Genomic DNA, 13,730 nt, shown 5'->3' on the forward strand with positions numbered 1-13,730 from the left:
ACCCCACACTGCCCTTTCCCCGCTGGTCGGGGGCGGGGTGTGTGGGGGGGGTGGGTGACATCTTCACAGTGTTACGGCGGTCATGGCGAAAGGGAAACGCCCGGTCTCATTCCGAACCCGGAAGCTAAGCCTTTCAGCGCCGATGGTACTGCCCGGGGGACCGGGTGGGAGAGTAGGACGCCGCCGGACATAACTCCCAGGAACGGGGTCACAGCATCTGCTGTGACCCCGTTTCCTGCATTCCCGGGCCACATCGGTGCAGGACTGCTCCTGCCGCCCTGACACCGGAGGTCCGCCGCCCCACGCGCCGGCTTCCGCACACCCATCTGTCGGGCCACGTGCACGTGGGCGCCCGGAAGCACGGGTGCTTTCGCGCGCACAAGTACCTGTGCTCCCGTGCGGGCGGGTGCGCCGCTGTGGCCGCGGCCGCGAGGTCATCGGGTTGCGTCGTGACGGAAGTACCCACCGCCCCCGTGGGACGCGCAACGGCCGGCTGCGGAGTCCGCAGCCGGCCGTCGTCGTGCTGTCCGGGATCAGGGCACCGTGCGCCGCAGGCCCAGGTAGGCGAGCGCTCCGACGGCCACTGCGATGGCGGCCGGCAGTGCGATGGCAACGCTGGCCGTGGACAGGTCGCCGAGCCGGGACCAGATGTCCCCCCAGGTCTTCTGCCAGGTGGCGTACACGGCGACCGCGCCGCTGAGCAGCAGGGTCAGCAGGGTCAGCGCGTAGAGGCCCGCGGCCCCCCAGCGCTTGAAGACGACGCCGATCCCGATGCCCACGGAGGCGCAGGCGAGCATCGGCACGGTGAAGACGACGAACTGCAGCACGGGGTTGCCGACGTCCATCGAGCCGGGGGCCCAGAAGTGCAGCTGCATGCCCCAGCCACCGGTCGCGCCCTCGATGGCGGCGAGCACCGTGAGGGCCAGGCCGTAGCCGACGGACTGGATGGCCGCGCTCAACGCCGTCCCCAGGTAGAAGTGCCGCCGGCTCAGGCTCAGGCCCATGGCGAACGGGAACATCTGGGTGACCGACTGGGTGAAGACGACCAGGACGGTGATGTAGAGGGACGCCAGTCCGCCGGTGGTCGCCTCGCCTGACGTCCTCGATGCGACGTCCCCCAGGCCCCAGATGGCCAGGTTGATGGCGAAGGACGACGCGACGATGGCCCACGGGATCCCGATGCTGAGCGCCGGGTGGACCAGCTGCATGCGGGCGACGGCGACGACGCGGTTCATCGAGGGGCTCCCAGGAGGTCGGAGGGGGCGGCGGAGGCGGCGCGGTCGGTCATGGTCGAGCGCAGGCTCATCGCCACCACCAGCTGCTGGATGCTGGTCGGCTCGACGACGAGGCCCAGGTCGGTGGCCATCCGGCGGGCGGTCGCCGTCCCGGTCCGGACGATCGCCCGGGACTGGCCGGCCAGTGACTCGGTCGTGACGAGGTCGTGGGCGGCCCCGAAGGTGGCGACCTGCCGGGAGGGCCCCGAGACGGTGAGCGCCGTGGCCCGCAGCGTCTCCGCGTCGGCGTCGAGCAGGACCCGGCCGCGGTCGATCAGCAGCACGTGCTCGAGCAGGTCACTGATCTCCTCGATGAGGTGCGTGGAGACGACGATGGTCCGCGGGTGCTCGGCGTAGTCGGCGAGCAGCCGGTCGTAGAAGAGCTGCCGGGCGACGGCGTCCAGGCCGAGGTACGGCTCGTCGAAGAGGGTGAGGGGCGCCCGGGACGCGAGCCCCAGCACGATGCCCACCGCTGAGGTCATGCCCCGCGACAGCTTCTTGATGTTCCGCTTCGCCGGCAGCTCGAAGTCCTCGAGCAACTGGTCGGCCAGCTCCTGGTCCCACGAGGGGTAGACCGACGCGGCAGCCCGGACGGCGTCGCACACCCGGAAGAGCTCCGGGTACCGCTGGCTCTCCTTGATGAAGCAGAGCTGGCTGAGGACGGCGTCGTTCTCGAACGGCGCCCCGCCCAGCACCCGCACCTGTCCTGAGGTCGGCACCCGGTGCCCGGTGAGCAGCTGCATCATCGTGGTCTTGCCGGCGCCGTTGCGACCCAGCAGACCGGTGATCGTGTCGGCCTGGATCTCCGTCGTCACGTCGGTGAGCGCGGTGTGCCCGCGGAACTGCATGGTGACCGACTCGAGGTCGGCAGCTGCGGTCATGCCCGTCCACCCCGCTCCCGCAGCATCGCGGCGATCTCGGCGACGGTGATGCCGACCTTGTCGGCCTCGAGCAGCAACGGCGTGAGGTACTGCTCGGCGAACTCGCTGCGGCGCCGCTTCAGCAGCTGCTCGCGGGCCCCGGTGGCGACGAACATCCCGACTCCTCGTCTCTTGTAGAGGACCCCGTCGGTCACCAGCTGGTTCAGGCCCTTGGCTGCGGTGGCGGGGTTGATGCGGTGGAAGGCGGCGAGCTCGTTGGAGGAGGGCGCCTGGCTCTCCTCGGGGAGCGAGCCGTCGACGATCGCGTCCTCCAACTGGACGGCGATCTGCCGGAAGATCGGGCCGGCGTCCTCGTTCATGCCGGTCCAGGGGGAACGCGACGAGCCCGGCGGCTCGCTGGTTCATTACTCATGTAATGAACCATAGAACCACCGGGCTCGACAAGGCAAGTACTTCTCTGCGCGGGTGTCCCGCGCGGTCGGGTCAGGCCGGGGTGTCGTCGTCCGGGTCGGGATCTGCCGGCTGCTCCGGCTGGCCGGCGAGGAGGAGGTACAGCGAGCGCCGGGCATCGGTGAGGACGCGCCCCGCCGCCGTGAGCTGAGCCTGGTCTCCGACCCTGCCCAGCTGGTGGGCGGCGCCCATGAGCTCGCCCATCAGTGCGCGCAGGTCCGGCGAGTCGGCGTCGCCACCGAACGCGGCGAACGGGTCGACGTCGCCCAGGCCGGCGAGGTGCTCCCGGCCGGAGTCGGTGAGGGTGACCAGCTTGCGACCGCCGTCCACCGAGACGGTGACCAGGCCCTCGTCCTCGAGCTGGGCGATGGTGGGGTAGACCGCGCCGGGGCTCAGACGCCAGGCGCCGCCGGTGCGCTCGGCCACCGCCTGCATGAGCTGGTAGCCGTGCATCGGCTCGTCGGCCAGCAGGAGCAGGAGCGCCGAGCGGACGTCGCCGCGGCCGGCCCGGCCCTGGCGGCCACCGCGACCGCCCCGGGGCCCGCCGCGGTGGCCACGTGGACCCTCGCCGAACGGCCCGCCGGGCCCGCCGAAGGGGCCGCCGAACGGTCCTCCGCCGAAGGGTGGGTGGTGTCGGCGACCTCCGCCGTCGCCGCGGGCGCTGTCGAAGCGCTCGCGGCCCGGGTGGTCGTGCGGGTGGTGCCGATGGTCACCGGCGTCCGCGCCGGGAGTGGGGGTGTGGTGGTGGCGGCTGTGCCGCGACCACGGGGTGGTGGGCTTCATGTCCTACCTCCAAGGGTTGTCGATGCGCTCACGATATATCGCGACATGGCGGCATGCAACAGCGATGTCACACGGTTGGGCTACCTTCCGGGCTCCACCCACTCCGGGACGTCAGGAGGCCGACGACCGTGCTGCTCTCCCCGCACGAGCAGGAGCGGCTGCTGCTCAGCTACGCCGCCGAGCTCGCCCGGCGCCGGCAGGCCCGTGGCCTGCGGCTCAACCTCCCCGAGGCGACGGCGATCGTCACCGACCACGTCCTGGAGGGCGCCCGGGACGGGCGGCGGGTCACCGACCTCATGCAGTCGGGGCGCACGGTGCTGACCAGGGACGACGTCATGGGCGGTGTGCCCGAGCTGCTGGCGGAGGTGCAGGTGGAGGCCACCTTCCCGGACGGGACCAAGCTCGTCACGGTCCACCAGCCGATCCCGTGAGCGGCGAGCCGCCGATCCCCGGCGAGGTCATCCCGGCCGAGGGGTTCATCGAGACGCTCCCGGGAGCGCCGCGGATCGAGCTGTCGGTGCACAACACCGGTGACCGGCCCGTGCAGGTCGGCTCGCACTTCCACTTCGCCCAGGCCAACGCCGCGCTGGAGTTCGACCGCGGGGCCGCGCACGGTCACCGGCTCGACATCGCCGCCGGCACCGCCGTCCGCTTCGAGCCCGGCCTCCAGCGCACGGTCACCCTCGTCCCGCTGGCCGGCGCGCGCGTCGTCCCGGGCCTGACCGCCGAAGGGGGCCTCTCCTAGTGGTCCAGCTGTCCCGCGAGCGCTATGCGCAGCTCTACGGCCCGACGACCGGCGACCGCATCCGGCTGGCTGACACCGACCTGCTCATCGAGGTCACCGAGGACCGCAGCGGTGGTCCCGGCCGGGCCGGCGAGGAGGCGGTGTTCGGCGGCGGCAAGGTGATCCGCGAGTCGATGGGCCAGGGCCGCGCGACCCGCGCGGAGGGCGCACCGGACCTGGTCATCACCGGCGCGGTCGTGCTGGACCACTGGGGGATCGTCAAGGCCGACGTCGGCATCCGCGACGGCCGGATCGTCGCGCTGGGCAAGGCCGGCAACCCCGACACGATGGACGGCGTCCACCCCGACCTGGTCATCGGCCCGGGCACCGAGGTGCTGGCCGGCAACGGCCGCATCCTCACCGCCGGTGGCGTCGACTGCCACGTGCACTTCATCTGCCCGCAGATCGTGCCGACCGCGCTCGGCTCCGGGGTCACCACGCTCATCGGCGGCGGCACCGGCCCGGCCGAGGGCTCCAAGGCCACCACGATCACCCCGGGCGACTGGTACCTCGCCCGGATGCTCGAGGCGATGGACCCGCTGCCGGTCAACGTCGCGCTGCTCGGCAAGGGCAACACGGTGTCGCTGGACTCCCTGGAGGAGCAGCTGCGGGCCGGGGCCAGCGGCTTCAAGCTGCACGAGGACTGGGGCTCCACCCCCGCCGCCATCGACGCTGCGCTCACCGTCGCCGGGCGCAACGGCGTCCCGGTCGCCCTGCACTCGGACACGCTCAACGAGGCCGGCTTCGTCGAGGACACGCTGGCCGCGATCGCCGGCCGGAGCATCCACGCGTACCACACCGAGGGGGCCGGAGGCGGTCACGCGCCAGACATCATCACCGTCGCCGGGCACCCGAACGTGCTGCCCAGCAGCACGAACCCGACCCGGCCGCACACGGTGAACACCCTCGACGAGCACCTCGACATGCTCATGGTCTGCCACCACCTCGACTCCAGCGTGCCCGAGGACCTCGCCTTCGCCGAGAGCCGGATCCGCCCGACGACGATCGCCGCCGAGGACCTGCTGCACGACCTGGGGGCCATCTCGATGATCGGCTCCGACGCGCAGGCGATGGGCCGGGTCGGCGAGGTCGTGCTGCGCACCTGGCAGACCGCGCACGTGATGAAGCGCCGCCGCGGCGCGCTGGCGGGCGACGGCGCCGCGGACAACCTGCGGGCCCGGCGCTACGTCGCCAAGTACACGATCTGCCCGGCGGTGGCTCACGGCATCGACGGCGAGGTGGGGTCGGTCGAGCCGGGCAAGCTGGCCGACCTGGTGCTGTGGGAGCCGAAGTTCTTCGGGGTGCGGCCGCACGTCGTCCTCAAGGGCGGGATGATCGCCTGGGCGATGATGGGCGACGCCAACGCCTCGATCCCGACGCCGCAGCCGGTGCTGCCGCGGCCGATGTTCGCTGCGTACGGCAAGGTCCCGGCGCAGACGTCGCTGCACTTCGTCGCCCCAGCGGCGCTGGAGGCGGGACTCGCGGACCGGCTGGCCATCGACCGGCGGCTCGCCGCCGTCGGCGACACCACCCGGCTGGGCAAGGCGGACATGCCGGAGAACACCGCGCTGCCCGACATCCGCGTCGACCCGGACACCTTCACGGTCTCGGTGGACGGCGAGGTGTGGGAGCCCGACCCGGTCAGCGAGCTCCCGATGGCGCAGAAGTACTTCCTCTTCTGATGACAGCCGCGCTGCTCACGCTGGCCGACTCCCGGCTGCCGGCCGGCGGTCACACGCACTCCGGCGGGGTGGAGCAGGCGATCGCCGCCGGGATGCTCACCGACCCGGCGTCGCTGGCCCCGTTCCTCCGCCGTCGGCTGACCACCTCCGGCGCGGTCGCCGCCGGGCTGGCGGCAGCCGCCTGCCGGGCCGTGGACGACACCGACGTGGTCGCCGCGCTGTCCGCGCTCGACGCGGAGGCCGACGCCCGCACCCCCTCGCCGGCGCTGCGGGACGCCGCACGGCAGCAGGGGCGCGGGCTGGTCCGGGTCGGCGGCCGGGCGTGGCCGCACCCGGCGTGGGCCGCCCTGCCCGCCCAGCCGCACCACCCGCTGGCACTGGGGGTGGCCGCCGCTGCCGGCGGGCTCACCCCGCGCGACGCCGCGGCGGCAGCGGCGTACCTGTCGGTCTCCGGCCCGGCCACCGCCGCCCAGCGGCTGCTGGCCATGGACCCGATCACCGTCGCCGCGGTCACCGCCCGGCTGAGCCCGGAGGTCGACGCGGTCGCCGCCGCCTCGACGGTGGGCCTGCCGGCCGCTGCCGACCCACTGCTGGACCTGCTCGCCGAGGTGCACACCGTCCGCACGGACCGCTTCTTCGCCTCATGACACCCACCGGGAGTACAGATGCCGCCTGACCACGACCTGGACGACTACGTCGACCCCTACAGCCCCGGCCACCGCCACGGCGGGCCGCTGCGGGTCGGGCTCGGTGGCCCGGTCGGCTCCGGGAAGACGGCGCTGGCCGCCGCGCTGTGCCGCACCCTGAGCAGCGAGTACGACCTCGCCGTCGTCACCAACGACATCTACACCACCGAGGACGCCGACTTCCTGCGCCGCAACGCCGTGCTGCCCGACGACCGGATCGAGGCGGTGCAGACCGGCTGCTGCCCGCACACCGCGATCCGCGACGACATCACCGCCAACCTGGACGCCGTCGAGCTGCTGGAGTCCCGGCACCCGGGGCTGGAGCTGGTCCTCGTGGAGTCCGGCGGGGACAACCTCACCGCGTCGTTCAGCTACGGCCTGGTCGACGTGCAGGTCTTCGTCGTCGACGTCGCCGGCGGGGACAAGGTGCCGCGCAAGGGTGGTCCGGGCGTCACCGCCTCGGACCTGCTGGTGGTGAACAAGACCGACCTCGCGCCGCTGGTCGGCGCCGACCTCGGCGTGATGCGCCGGGACGCCGACGCGGTCCGCGGGGGCAAGCCGACGCTGCTCATCTCGCTGCGCGTGGACCCGGCGGCGACCGAGGTGGCCGAGTGGGTGCGCGAGCAGGTCCGCGCGAGGGCGCTGCAGGAGGCGTGAGGACCCTCGTCGAGGTGGTCGCGCGCCGCGACGCGCGCGGCCGCACGGTCCTGCCGGTCGTGCGGGCCAGCGGCCAGCTCGCCGTCCGGCGGACCGGGGATGGCGCGGTGCACCTGGTCGCGACCGCCTTCGGGCCGCTGGGCGGGGACGACGCGGAGGTCCGGCTGGTCGTGGAGGAGGGCGCGCGGCTGTCCGTGCACTCGGTCGCCGCGGCCGTGGTGCTGCCCGCCCGGGGCGAGTCCCCGCCGTCCCGGCAGGTGGTGCGGGCCGAGGTGGCCGGCGTCCTGCACCTCGCGCCCGAGCCGACGGTCGTCACCGCGCGCGCCGTCCACGTCGCCGAACTGCAGGCAGAGCTGGGGGAGTGCGGGGAGTTGACCGCGACGGAGCAGGTGCTGCTCGGCCGGTCGGGGGAGGCGCCCGGGCGCTGGACGGGCACGACCCGCGTCGTGGTGTCCGGTCGGCCCGTGCTGCACACGACCGTCGGGCTCGGCCCCGGCGCACCCGCCTGGTCGCCGCCGGTCGCGCCACGGGCCTACGTGTCCACGGTCCGGGTGGGTGAGCGGCAGGCAGCGGTGCAGACCGGGGTGGACGCCGTACGGTTGCCGCTGCCCGGTGGCTGGGTGGGCACTGCCTGGGCCGGTGAGCTGCACGAGGCGGTGGCCCGGCTCGCCGCGGTCACCCGGGAGCGGGACCTGGAGGTGGCGCGGTGAGCGGGGCGTTCGTCGTCCGGGCGCGGCGGGTGGTGCTCCCCGACGGGGAGCGGGCGGCGGCGGTGCACGTCGAGGACGGCGTGGTCACCGCGGTGACCGCCTTCGACGACGCCGGGGTCGAGCCGACCACCCTCGCCGATGACGAGGTGCTGTTGCCGGGCCTGGTCGACAGCCACGTGCACGTCAACGAGCCGGGGCGCACCGAGTGGGAGGGCTTCGCCTCGGGGACCCGGGCCGCGGCGGCCGGCGGCATCACCACGATCGTCGACATGCCGCTCAACTCGATCCCGCCGACGGTCAACGTCAAGGCCCTGCAGGTGAAACGGCAGGCGGCGCAGGGGCAGGTGAGCGTGGACGTCGCCTTCTGGGGCGGCGCGGTGCCCGGTAACGCCAGCCAGCTGCAGCGGCTGCTCGCCGCCGGCGCGGTCGGGGTGAAGTGCTTCCTGCTGGACTCCGGGGTGCCCGAGTTCCCGCCGCTGGACGACGCGGGCCTGCGCGCCGCGCTCACCGCGCTGGCCGAGGTCGACGGTCTGCTCATCGCGCACTGCGAGGACGACGACGTGATCGCCGCGGCGCCGCAGGCGGGCGGCCCCCGGTACGCGGACTTCCTCGCCTCCCGTCCCGGTGCCGCGGAGGAGACCGCGATCGGCCGGCTGATCGCCGCCGCTCGGGACACCGGTGCCCGGGTGCACGTCGTGCACCTGGCCGACGCCGGTGCCCTGCCGATGCTGCGGGCCGCCCGCGCCGACGGCGTGCGGATCACCGTCGAGACCTGCCCGCACTACCTGACCTTCAGCGCCGAGGAGGTGCCCGACGGGGCGACCTCGTTCAAGTGCTGCCCGCCGATCCGCGAGGCGTCCCACCGGGAGGCGCTGTGGGCCGCGCTGGCCGACGGCGACATCGACCTGGTGGTCAGCGACCACTCACCGTGCACCCCCGAGCTCAAGCAGCTCGACGTGGGCGACTTCGCGTCGGCCTGGGGCGGCATCGCCGGCCTGCAGGTCACCCTGCCGGTGGTGTGGACCGGCGCGCGCGCCCGCGGGCTGACGCTGGGCGACGTCGCCCGGTGGATGTCCGCGGCGCCGGCGCAGCTGACCGGGCTGACCGGCAAGGGCGGGATCGCGGTGGGCAAGGACGCCGACCTGGTCGTGTTCGCGCCCGACGAACGGTTCAGCGTGGCCGAGCTGCACCACCGCAACCCGGTGACCCCGTACACGGGCCGGGAGCTGAGCGGCGTCGTCCGGAGGACGTGGCTGCGTGGGCAGGAGCTGGCGGCGGCCGGTGCCCCGCTCGGCCGGCTGATCAGCCGAGCGGGGCGTTGACCGTCAGCTCTGGCGCTCTTCCTCGGCCGCTTGGTCGAGGATCTTCGGGTCGTCGTCGACCCCGCCGGCCGGGTCGGCGTTGCCCAGCGCGGTCTCGGCGGGGAGCTGCTGGACGTGCTGCTTGGCGCGGGCCTTGAGGTCGTCGTCGGAGCTGGTCATGCGGTGCCTCCCAGAGATGGATGGTCTGACCACCCTGCCCTACCCTCGCCGCGCGGGGTAACCGCCTCGGCACGGAGAACGGGAGAACGATGACGGCCTTCACCGACCTGCCCGACCTCGCCCGGCGGGACCTCGGCGGGGCCGTCGTCGCGGCGAACGACGAGTTCTTCGCCGCCCGGGAGAACCTGGTGCTGCCGCACCCCGCCGTCGCGCGCACCGAGTTCGGGCACAAGGGCAAGGAGTACGACGGCTGGGAGACCCGCCGCCGGCGCAGCCCGGGCCACGACTGGGCGATCGTGCGGCTCGGCGCCCCGGGCGTCGTGGCCGGGGTCGTCGTCGACACAGCGTTCTTCACCGGCAACTTCCCGACGCAGGCATCGGTCGAGGGCACCGCTGTCGAGGGCCACCCGTCGGCCGACGAGCTGCAGAAGGCCGACTGGCAGACCCTGCTGCCGCTGTCACCCCTGGCCGGCGACACGGCCAACCAGTTCGCCGTCTCCTCCGACCGCCGGTACACCCACGTGCGGCTGTCCATCCACCCCGACGGCGGCGTGGCCCGGCTGCGGGTGCACGGCACCGTCGTCCCGGACCCGCGGCTGGTCGACGCCGGCCCGTTCGACCTGGCCGCCTTGGAGAACGGCGGCCGGGTGACCGCGGTGAGCAACGCCCACTACGGCAGCCCGCACCAGCTGGTCGGCCGCGGCCTCGCCCGCTCGATGGGCGAGGGCTGGGAGAACGCCCGCCGCCGCGGCCCGGGCAACGACTGGGTCGACGTCGTGCTGGCCTGCGAGGGGGTGGTCGGCCTCGCCGAGCTGGACACCTCGTACTTCCTCGGCAACGCGCCGGGCTCGGCCTCGCTGACCGGCCGCACCGGCGACGGCACGGAGGTCGTGCTGCTGCCCCGCACCCGGCTGCAGCCCGACACCCGGCACCGCTTCGTGCTCGACGGCGGGACCGGGGTGCGCAGCGTCCGGCTGGACGTGTTCCCCGACGGCGGGATGGCCCGGCTCCGGCTCTGGGGGCGGCCGACCGCCGCCGGCCGGTCCGAGCTCGGCCGACGCTGGTTCGACGCCCTGCCCGACGTCACCGCGCTCGAGGTGCTCGGGTCGGTCGGCGTCGACCCCGGCGAGGCCGGCCGGCTCGTCGGCCGGCGCCCGGTCGGCGGCGACCTGACCCCCGCCGTTCGCGACCTGCTCGACGGCTGAGCCCCCTCCAGGTCCCGCCGCGAGCCTGCGAGTGGTGGGGGAACGGGCCTTCAGCAGGTCCCGGTGAGGTGCTCCGGGCGCACCGGGACGCGCGCCAGCGGGAGGCCCGTCGCGGCCCGGATCGCGGCGAGCACGGCAGGTCCGGAGGAGATGTTCGGTGCCTCCCCGACCCCGCGCAGCCCGTAGGGCGCGTGCGGGTCGGCGTACTCGAGCACCTCGACGCGCATCGGCGGCATGTCCAGGATGGTGGGGATCAGGTAGTCGGTGAACGAGGGGTTCACCACCTTGCCGTCCCGGATCAGGATCTCCTCCATCACCGCCAGCCCCAGGCCCTGCGCCGTCCCGCCCTGGATCTGACCGACCACCGCCTGCGGGTTGATGGCCTTGCCGACGTCCTGGGTGCAGGCCATCTCCACGACCTTGACCAGCCCGAGCTCGGTGTCGACGTCGACCACCGCCCGGTGCGCGGAGAAGGCGTACTGCACGTGCGCGAAGCCCTGGCCGGTCTCCGGGTCGATCGCCTCGGTGGGGCGGTGCCGCCACTGGACGGTCTGCTCGACCGCCTCGTCGCCGAGCAGGTCGACGAGCGGGACGGCGACCTCCTCGGTGTCGGACACCACCTGGCCTCCGGCCAGCCGCAGGTCCGGGACGGGGCGCCCGACCAGCAGCTCGGCGCGGGCCAGCAGCTCAGCGCGCACCGCCTCGCAGGCCGCCTTGACCGCCCCGCCGGTGACGTAGGTCTGCCGGGACGCCGAGGTCGACCCGGCCGAGCCGACGGTCGTGTCCTTGGGGTGCACGGTGACCTGCTCCACGCCCAGCTCGGTGCGGGCGATCTGCTGCTCGACGGTCACCAGCCCCTGGCCCACCTCGGCCGCCGCGGTGTGCACGGTGGCCGTCGGCTCCCCGCCGATGACCTCCAGCCGGACCCGGGCGGTCGAGTAGTCGTCGTAGCCCTCGGAGAAGGCGACGTTCTTGTAGGCCACGGCGTAGCCGACGCCGCGCCGCACGCCCTCCCCGTGGGTGGTGTTGGAGACCCCGCCGGGCATGTCCCGCAGGTCCAGGGCGCCGTCCCCGGTGCTCGGCAGCGGCATGGCCTCCAGCCGCCGGAGCAGCTCCGCGACCGGTGCCGGGCTGTCGATGACCTGGCCGGTGGGGGTGGTCGAGCCCTGCTCCATCGCGTTGCGGCAGCGCAGCTCCACCGGGTCCATGCCCAGCTCGACGGCGAGCGCGTCCATCTGCGACTCGTAGGCGAAGGCGGTCTGCACCGACCCGAAGCCGCGCATCGCGCCGCACGGCGGGTTGTTCGTGTACGCGCCGTAGCAGTCGACGTGCACGTTGGGGACGACGTAGGGGCCGATGCCCATCGTGCCGCCGTTGCCCACGACGGCCGGGGTGCTGGAGGCGTAGGCGCCGCCGTCGAACCAGATCGAGGCCTTGACGTAGACCAGCTGACCGTCCCGGGTGGCGCCGTGCTCGTACCGCATGGTGGCCGGGTGCCGGTGCACGTGGCCGAAGAAGGACTCCTCGCGGTTGTAGGACATCTTCACCGGCTTGCCCGTGCGCAGCGCCAGCAGGCAGGCGTGCACGTGCATCGAGAGGTCCTCCCGGCCGCCGAACGCACCGCCGACGCCGGCCAGGGTCAGCCGCACCTGCTCGGGCGGGAGGGCGAGGGCGGAGCAGATCTGCCGCTGGTCCACGTGCAGCCACTGGGTGGCGACGTATAGCTCGACCCCGCCGTCGTCGGCGGGGACGGCGAGCCCGGACTCCGGGCCCAGGAACGCCTGGTCCTGCATGCCGACCTCGTACTCGCCGACCACCACGACGTCGGCCGTGGGCTCGGGGTCACCGGTACGGACCTTGAGGTGCCGCACCAGGTTGCCCTCCGGGTGCAGGTGCGCGCTCTCCCGGCTCAGCTCGGTGACCTCGGCGTCGGACTCGTGCAGCGCGTCCCGGGTCGGGTGGCCCAGCGCTGCGCGTGCGTCGGTGACCGGCTCCCACACCTCGTAGTCGACCCGGATGAGCGCGGCGGCCCGCCGCGCGGTGTCCGGGTGGTCGGCGGCGACCAGCGCGACCGGCTCGCCCTGGTACCGGACGACGTCCACGGCGAGCACCGGCTGGTCGGCCAGCTCGAGGCCGTAGACCTTCTCCCCGGGCACGTCCTCGGCGGTGAGCACCGCGTGCACCCCGGGGAGCTGCGTCGCCGCGCTGGTGTCGACGGCGAGGATGCGGGCGTAGGGGTGCGGGCTCCGCAGCGTCACCCCCCAGAGCATGTCCTCCATCCACAGGTCGCTGCCGTAGGCGAACTCGCCGCGGACCTTGAGGACGCCGTCGGGCCGCTGGGCGTCGTCGCCCACCCCGCCGCTGCCCGGGCCGGTCAGGTGCGCGGGCGCGCCGGTGGGGGTGCGGGTCGGGGTGCTCATCGGTCGGCTCCCATCCGGTCGGCCGCCAGTCGGACGGCGTCCAGGATCTTCTCGTAACCGGTGCACCGGCAGAGGTTGCCGGCCAGCGCCTCCCGGGTCTCGGCGTCGCTGGGCCGGCCGGTGCGGGTGATCAGGTCGTGGGTGGCCACCAGCAGACCCGGGGTGCAGAAGCCGCACTGCACGGCGCCGGCGTCGACGAACGCCTGCTGCACCGGGTGCAGCGTGTCGGCGTCGGCCATCCCCTCGACCGTGCCGACCTGCCGGCCCTCGGCCTGCCCGGCGGCGACCAGGCAGGCGCAGACCGGCAGCCCGTCGAGGTAGACGGTGCAGGAACCGCACTCGCCCTGCTCGCAGGCGTTCTTCGACCCGGGCAGCCCCATCCGCTCGCGGAGCACGTAGAGCAGGCTCTCGCCCTCCCAGACGTCGTCCACCTGCTGCTCGGTGCCGTTGACGGTGCAGGTCAGACGCACGTCATGCCCCCTTCGTGTCGTTGCGGTAGTCGGCCCAGGCCCAGGTCAGCGCGCGGCAGGCCATCACCGACAGCGCGTGCCGGCGGTAGGCGGCGGTGCCGCGGACGTCGTCGATGGGCGACGACGCGGCCGCGACCAGCTCGCCGAACCGGCGGGCGGTGGCCGCCGGCAGCTCGGCGCGGGAGTCCCAGAGGGCGTCGAGCTCGCCGGCCAGGAACTCCTCGGCGGCGGGGGCGCGGCGCGGGGT

General features: G+C 74.0%; 15 protein-coding genes, 1 rRNA gene and 1 pseudogene. 9 read left to right on the plus strand and 8 right to left on the minus strand.

Features of this window, described 5'->3' with window-relative positions; all coding sequences use genetic code 11:
- The first annotated feature begins 72 nt into the window (after positions 1-72).
- Positions 73-189 (plus strand): 5S ribosomal RNA (gene rrf / locus FHL79_RS23270).
- 344 nt (positions 190-533) lie between these two features.
- Here rrf and FHL79_RS23275 read toward each other — a convergent pair.
- The 4 genes from FHL79_RS23275 to FHL79_RS23290 all read right to left on the minus strand — a co-directional run bounded on the left by FHL79_RS23275 (position 534) and on the right by FHL79_RS23290 (position 3,388).
- On the minus strand, positions 534-1,235 hold the full coding sequence (locus tag FHL79_RS23275; protein ID WP_138760939.1) for a hypothetical protein: 702 nt from the start codon (positions 1,233-1,235) through the stop codon (positions 534-536).
- Complete coding sequence (locus FHL79_RS23280; protein WP_138760940.1) at positions 1,232-2,155, minus strand: ABC transporter ATP-binding protein; 924 nt, start codon at positions 2,153-2,155, stop codon at positions 1,232-1,234. Before FHL79_RS23280 ends, FHL79_RS23275 begins: the two co-directional genes overlap by 4 nt.
- On the minus strand, positions 2,152-2,514 hold the full coding sequence (locus tag FHL79_RS23285) for a GntR family transcriptional regulator (protein WP_138760941.1): 363 nt from the start codon (positions 2,512-2,514) through the stop codon (positions 2,152-2,154). The genes FHL79_RS23280 and FHL79_RS23285 overlap by 4 nt, the downstream gene beginning before the upstream one ends.
- A 124-nt stretch (positions 2,515-2,638) precedes the next feature.
- A complete protein-coding gene (locus FHL79_RS23290) occupies positions 2,639-3,388 on the minus strand; it encodes a PadR family transcriptional regulator (protein WP_138760942.1) in 750 nt (249 codons plus the stop codon).
- A 128-nt stretch (positions 3,389-3,516) separates the two neighbouring features.
- On the opposite strand from FHL79_RS23290, the gene FHL79_RS23295 reads away from it, so the two are divergent.
- Genes FHL79_RS23295 through allB form a run of 7 tightly spaced genes read left to right on the plus strand, consistent with a single transcriptional unit; the run spans position 3,517 to position 9,229 of the window.
- Positions 3,517-3,819, plus strand: coding sequence for an urease subunit gamma (locus FHL79_RS23295; protein WP_138760943.1), 303 nt, complete (start codon positions 3,517-3,519; stop codon positions 3,817-3,819).
- A complete protein-coding gene (locus FHL79_RS23300) occupies positions 3,816-4,133 on the plus strand; it encodes an urease subunit beta (RefSeq protein WP_138760944.1) in 318 nt (105 codons plus the stop codon). The genes FHL79_RS23295 and FHL79_RS23300 overlap by 4 nt, the downstream gene beginning before the upstream one ends.
- Positions 4,133-5,854 (plus strand): urease subunit alpha, encoded by a 1,722-nt coding sequence (locus tag FHL79_RS23305; RefSeq protein WP_138760945.1) that lies wholly within the window; start codon positions 4,133-4,135, stop codon positions 5,852-5,854. The genes FHL79_RS23300 and FHL79_RS23305 overlap by 1 nt, the downstream gene beginning before the upstream one ends.
- On the plus strand, positions 5,854-6,501 hold the full coding sequence (locus FHL79_RS23310; protein ID WP_171058314.1) for an urease accessory protein UreF: 648 nt from the start codon (positions 5,854-5,856) through the stop codon (positions 6,499-6,501). Before FHL79_RS23305 ends, FHL79_RS23310 begins: the two co-directional genes overlap by 1 nt.
- Positions 6,502-6,519: 18 nt before the next feature.
- The gene (gene ureG, locus FHL79_RS23315) at positions 6,520-7,197 is read left to right on the plus strand and encodes an urease accessory protein UreG (RefSeq protein WP_138760946.1); all 678 of its coding nucleotides are present in this window, start codon (positions 6,520-6,522) and stop codon (positions 7,195-7,197) included.
- Positions 7,194-7,907: an urease accessory protein UreD gene (locus tag FHL79_RS23320; protein WP_138760947.1), complete on the plus strand. Its 714-nt coding sequence runs from the start codon at positions 7,194-7,196 to the stop codon at positions 7,905-7,907. Before ureG ends, FHL79_RS23320 begins: the two co-directional genes overlap by 4 nt.
- Positions 7,904-9,229, plus strand: a complete 1,326-nt coding sequence (gene allB, locus FHL79_RS23325) for an allantoinase AllB (protein ID WP_138760948.1) — start codon at positions 7,904-7,906, stop codon at positions 9,227-9,229. The genes FHL79_RS23320 and allB overlap by 4 nt, the downstream gene beginning before the upstream one ends.
- Positions 9,230-9,232: 3 nt before the next feature.
- On the opposite strand, the gene FHL79_RS25310 is transcribed toward allB, so the two are convergent.
- Positions 9,233-9,388, minus strand: coding sequence for a hypothetical protein (locus FHL79_RS25310; RefSeq protein WP_171058315.1), 156 nt, complete (start codon positions 9,386-9,388; stop codon positions 9,233-9,235).
- Positions 9,389-9,477: 89 nt separating this feature from the next.
- Here FHL79_RS25310 and alc point away from each other — a divergent pair, with 89 nt between their 5' ends.
- Positions 9,478-10,593 (plus strand): allantoicase, encoded by a 1,116-nt coding sequence (alc, locus tag FHL79_RS23330; protein WP_138760949.1) that lies wholly within the window; start codon positions 9,478-9,480, stop codon positions 10,591-10,593.
- 50 nt (positions 10,594-10,643) lie between these two features.
- Here alc and pucD read toward each other — a convergent pair whose 3' ends face one another.
- The 3 genes and pseudogenes from pucD to FHL79_RS23345 all read right to left on the minus strand — a co-directional run.
- Complete coding sequence (pucD, locus tag FHL79_RS23335; RefSeq protein ID WP_138760950.1) at positions 10,644-13,013, minus strand: xanthine dehydrogenase subunit D; 2,370 nt, start codon at positions 13,011-13,013, stop codon at positions 10,644-10,646.
- Positions 13,010-13,483, minus strand: a complete 474-nt coding sequence (locus FHL79_RS23340) for a (2Fe-2S)-binding protein (protein ID WP_138760951.1) — start codon at positions 13,481-13,483, stop codon at positions 13,010-13,012. Before FHL79_RS23340 ends, pucD begins: the two co-directional genes overlap by 4 nt.
- Position 13,484: 1 nt before the next feature.
- Positions 13,485-13,730: pseudogene (locus FHL79_RS23345) on the minus strand (FAD binding domain-containing protein); the annotation flags it as partial.

Origin of the sequence: Modestobacter altitudinis (assembly GCF_005930475.1) — a bacterium.
Taxonomy (GTDB): domain Bacteria; phylum Actinomycetota; class Actinomycetes; order Mycobacteriales; family Geodermatophilaceae; genus Modestobacter; species Modestobacter altitudinis.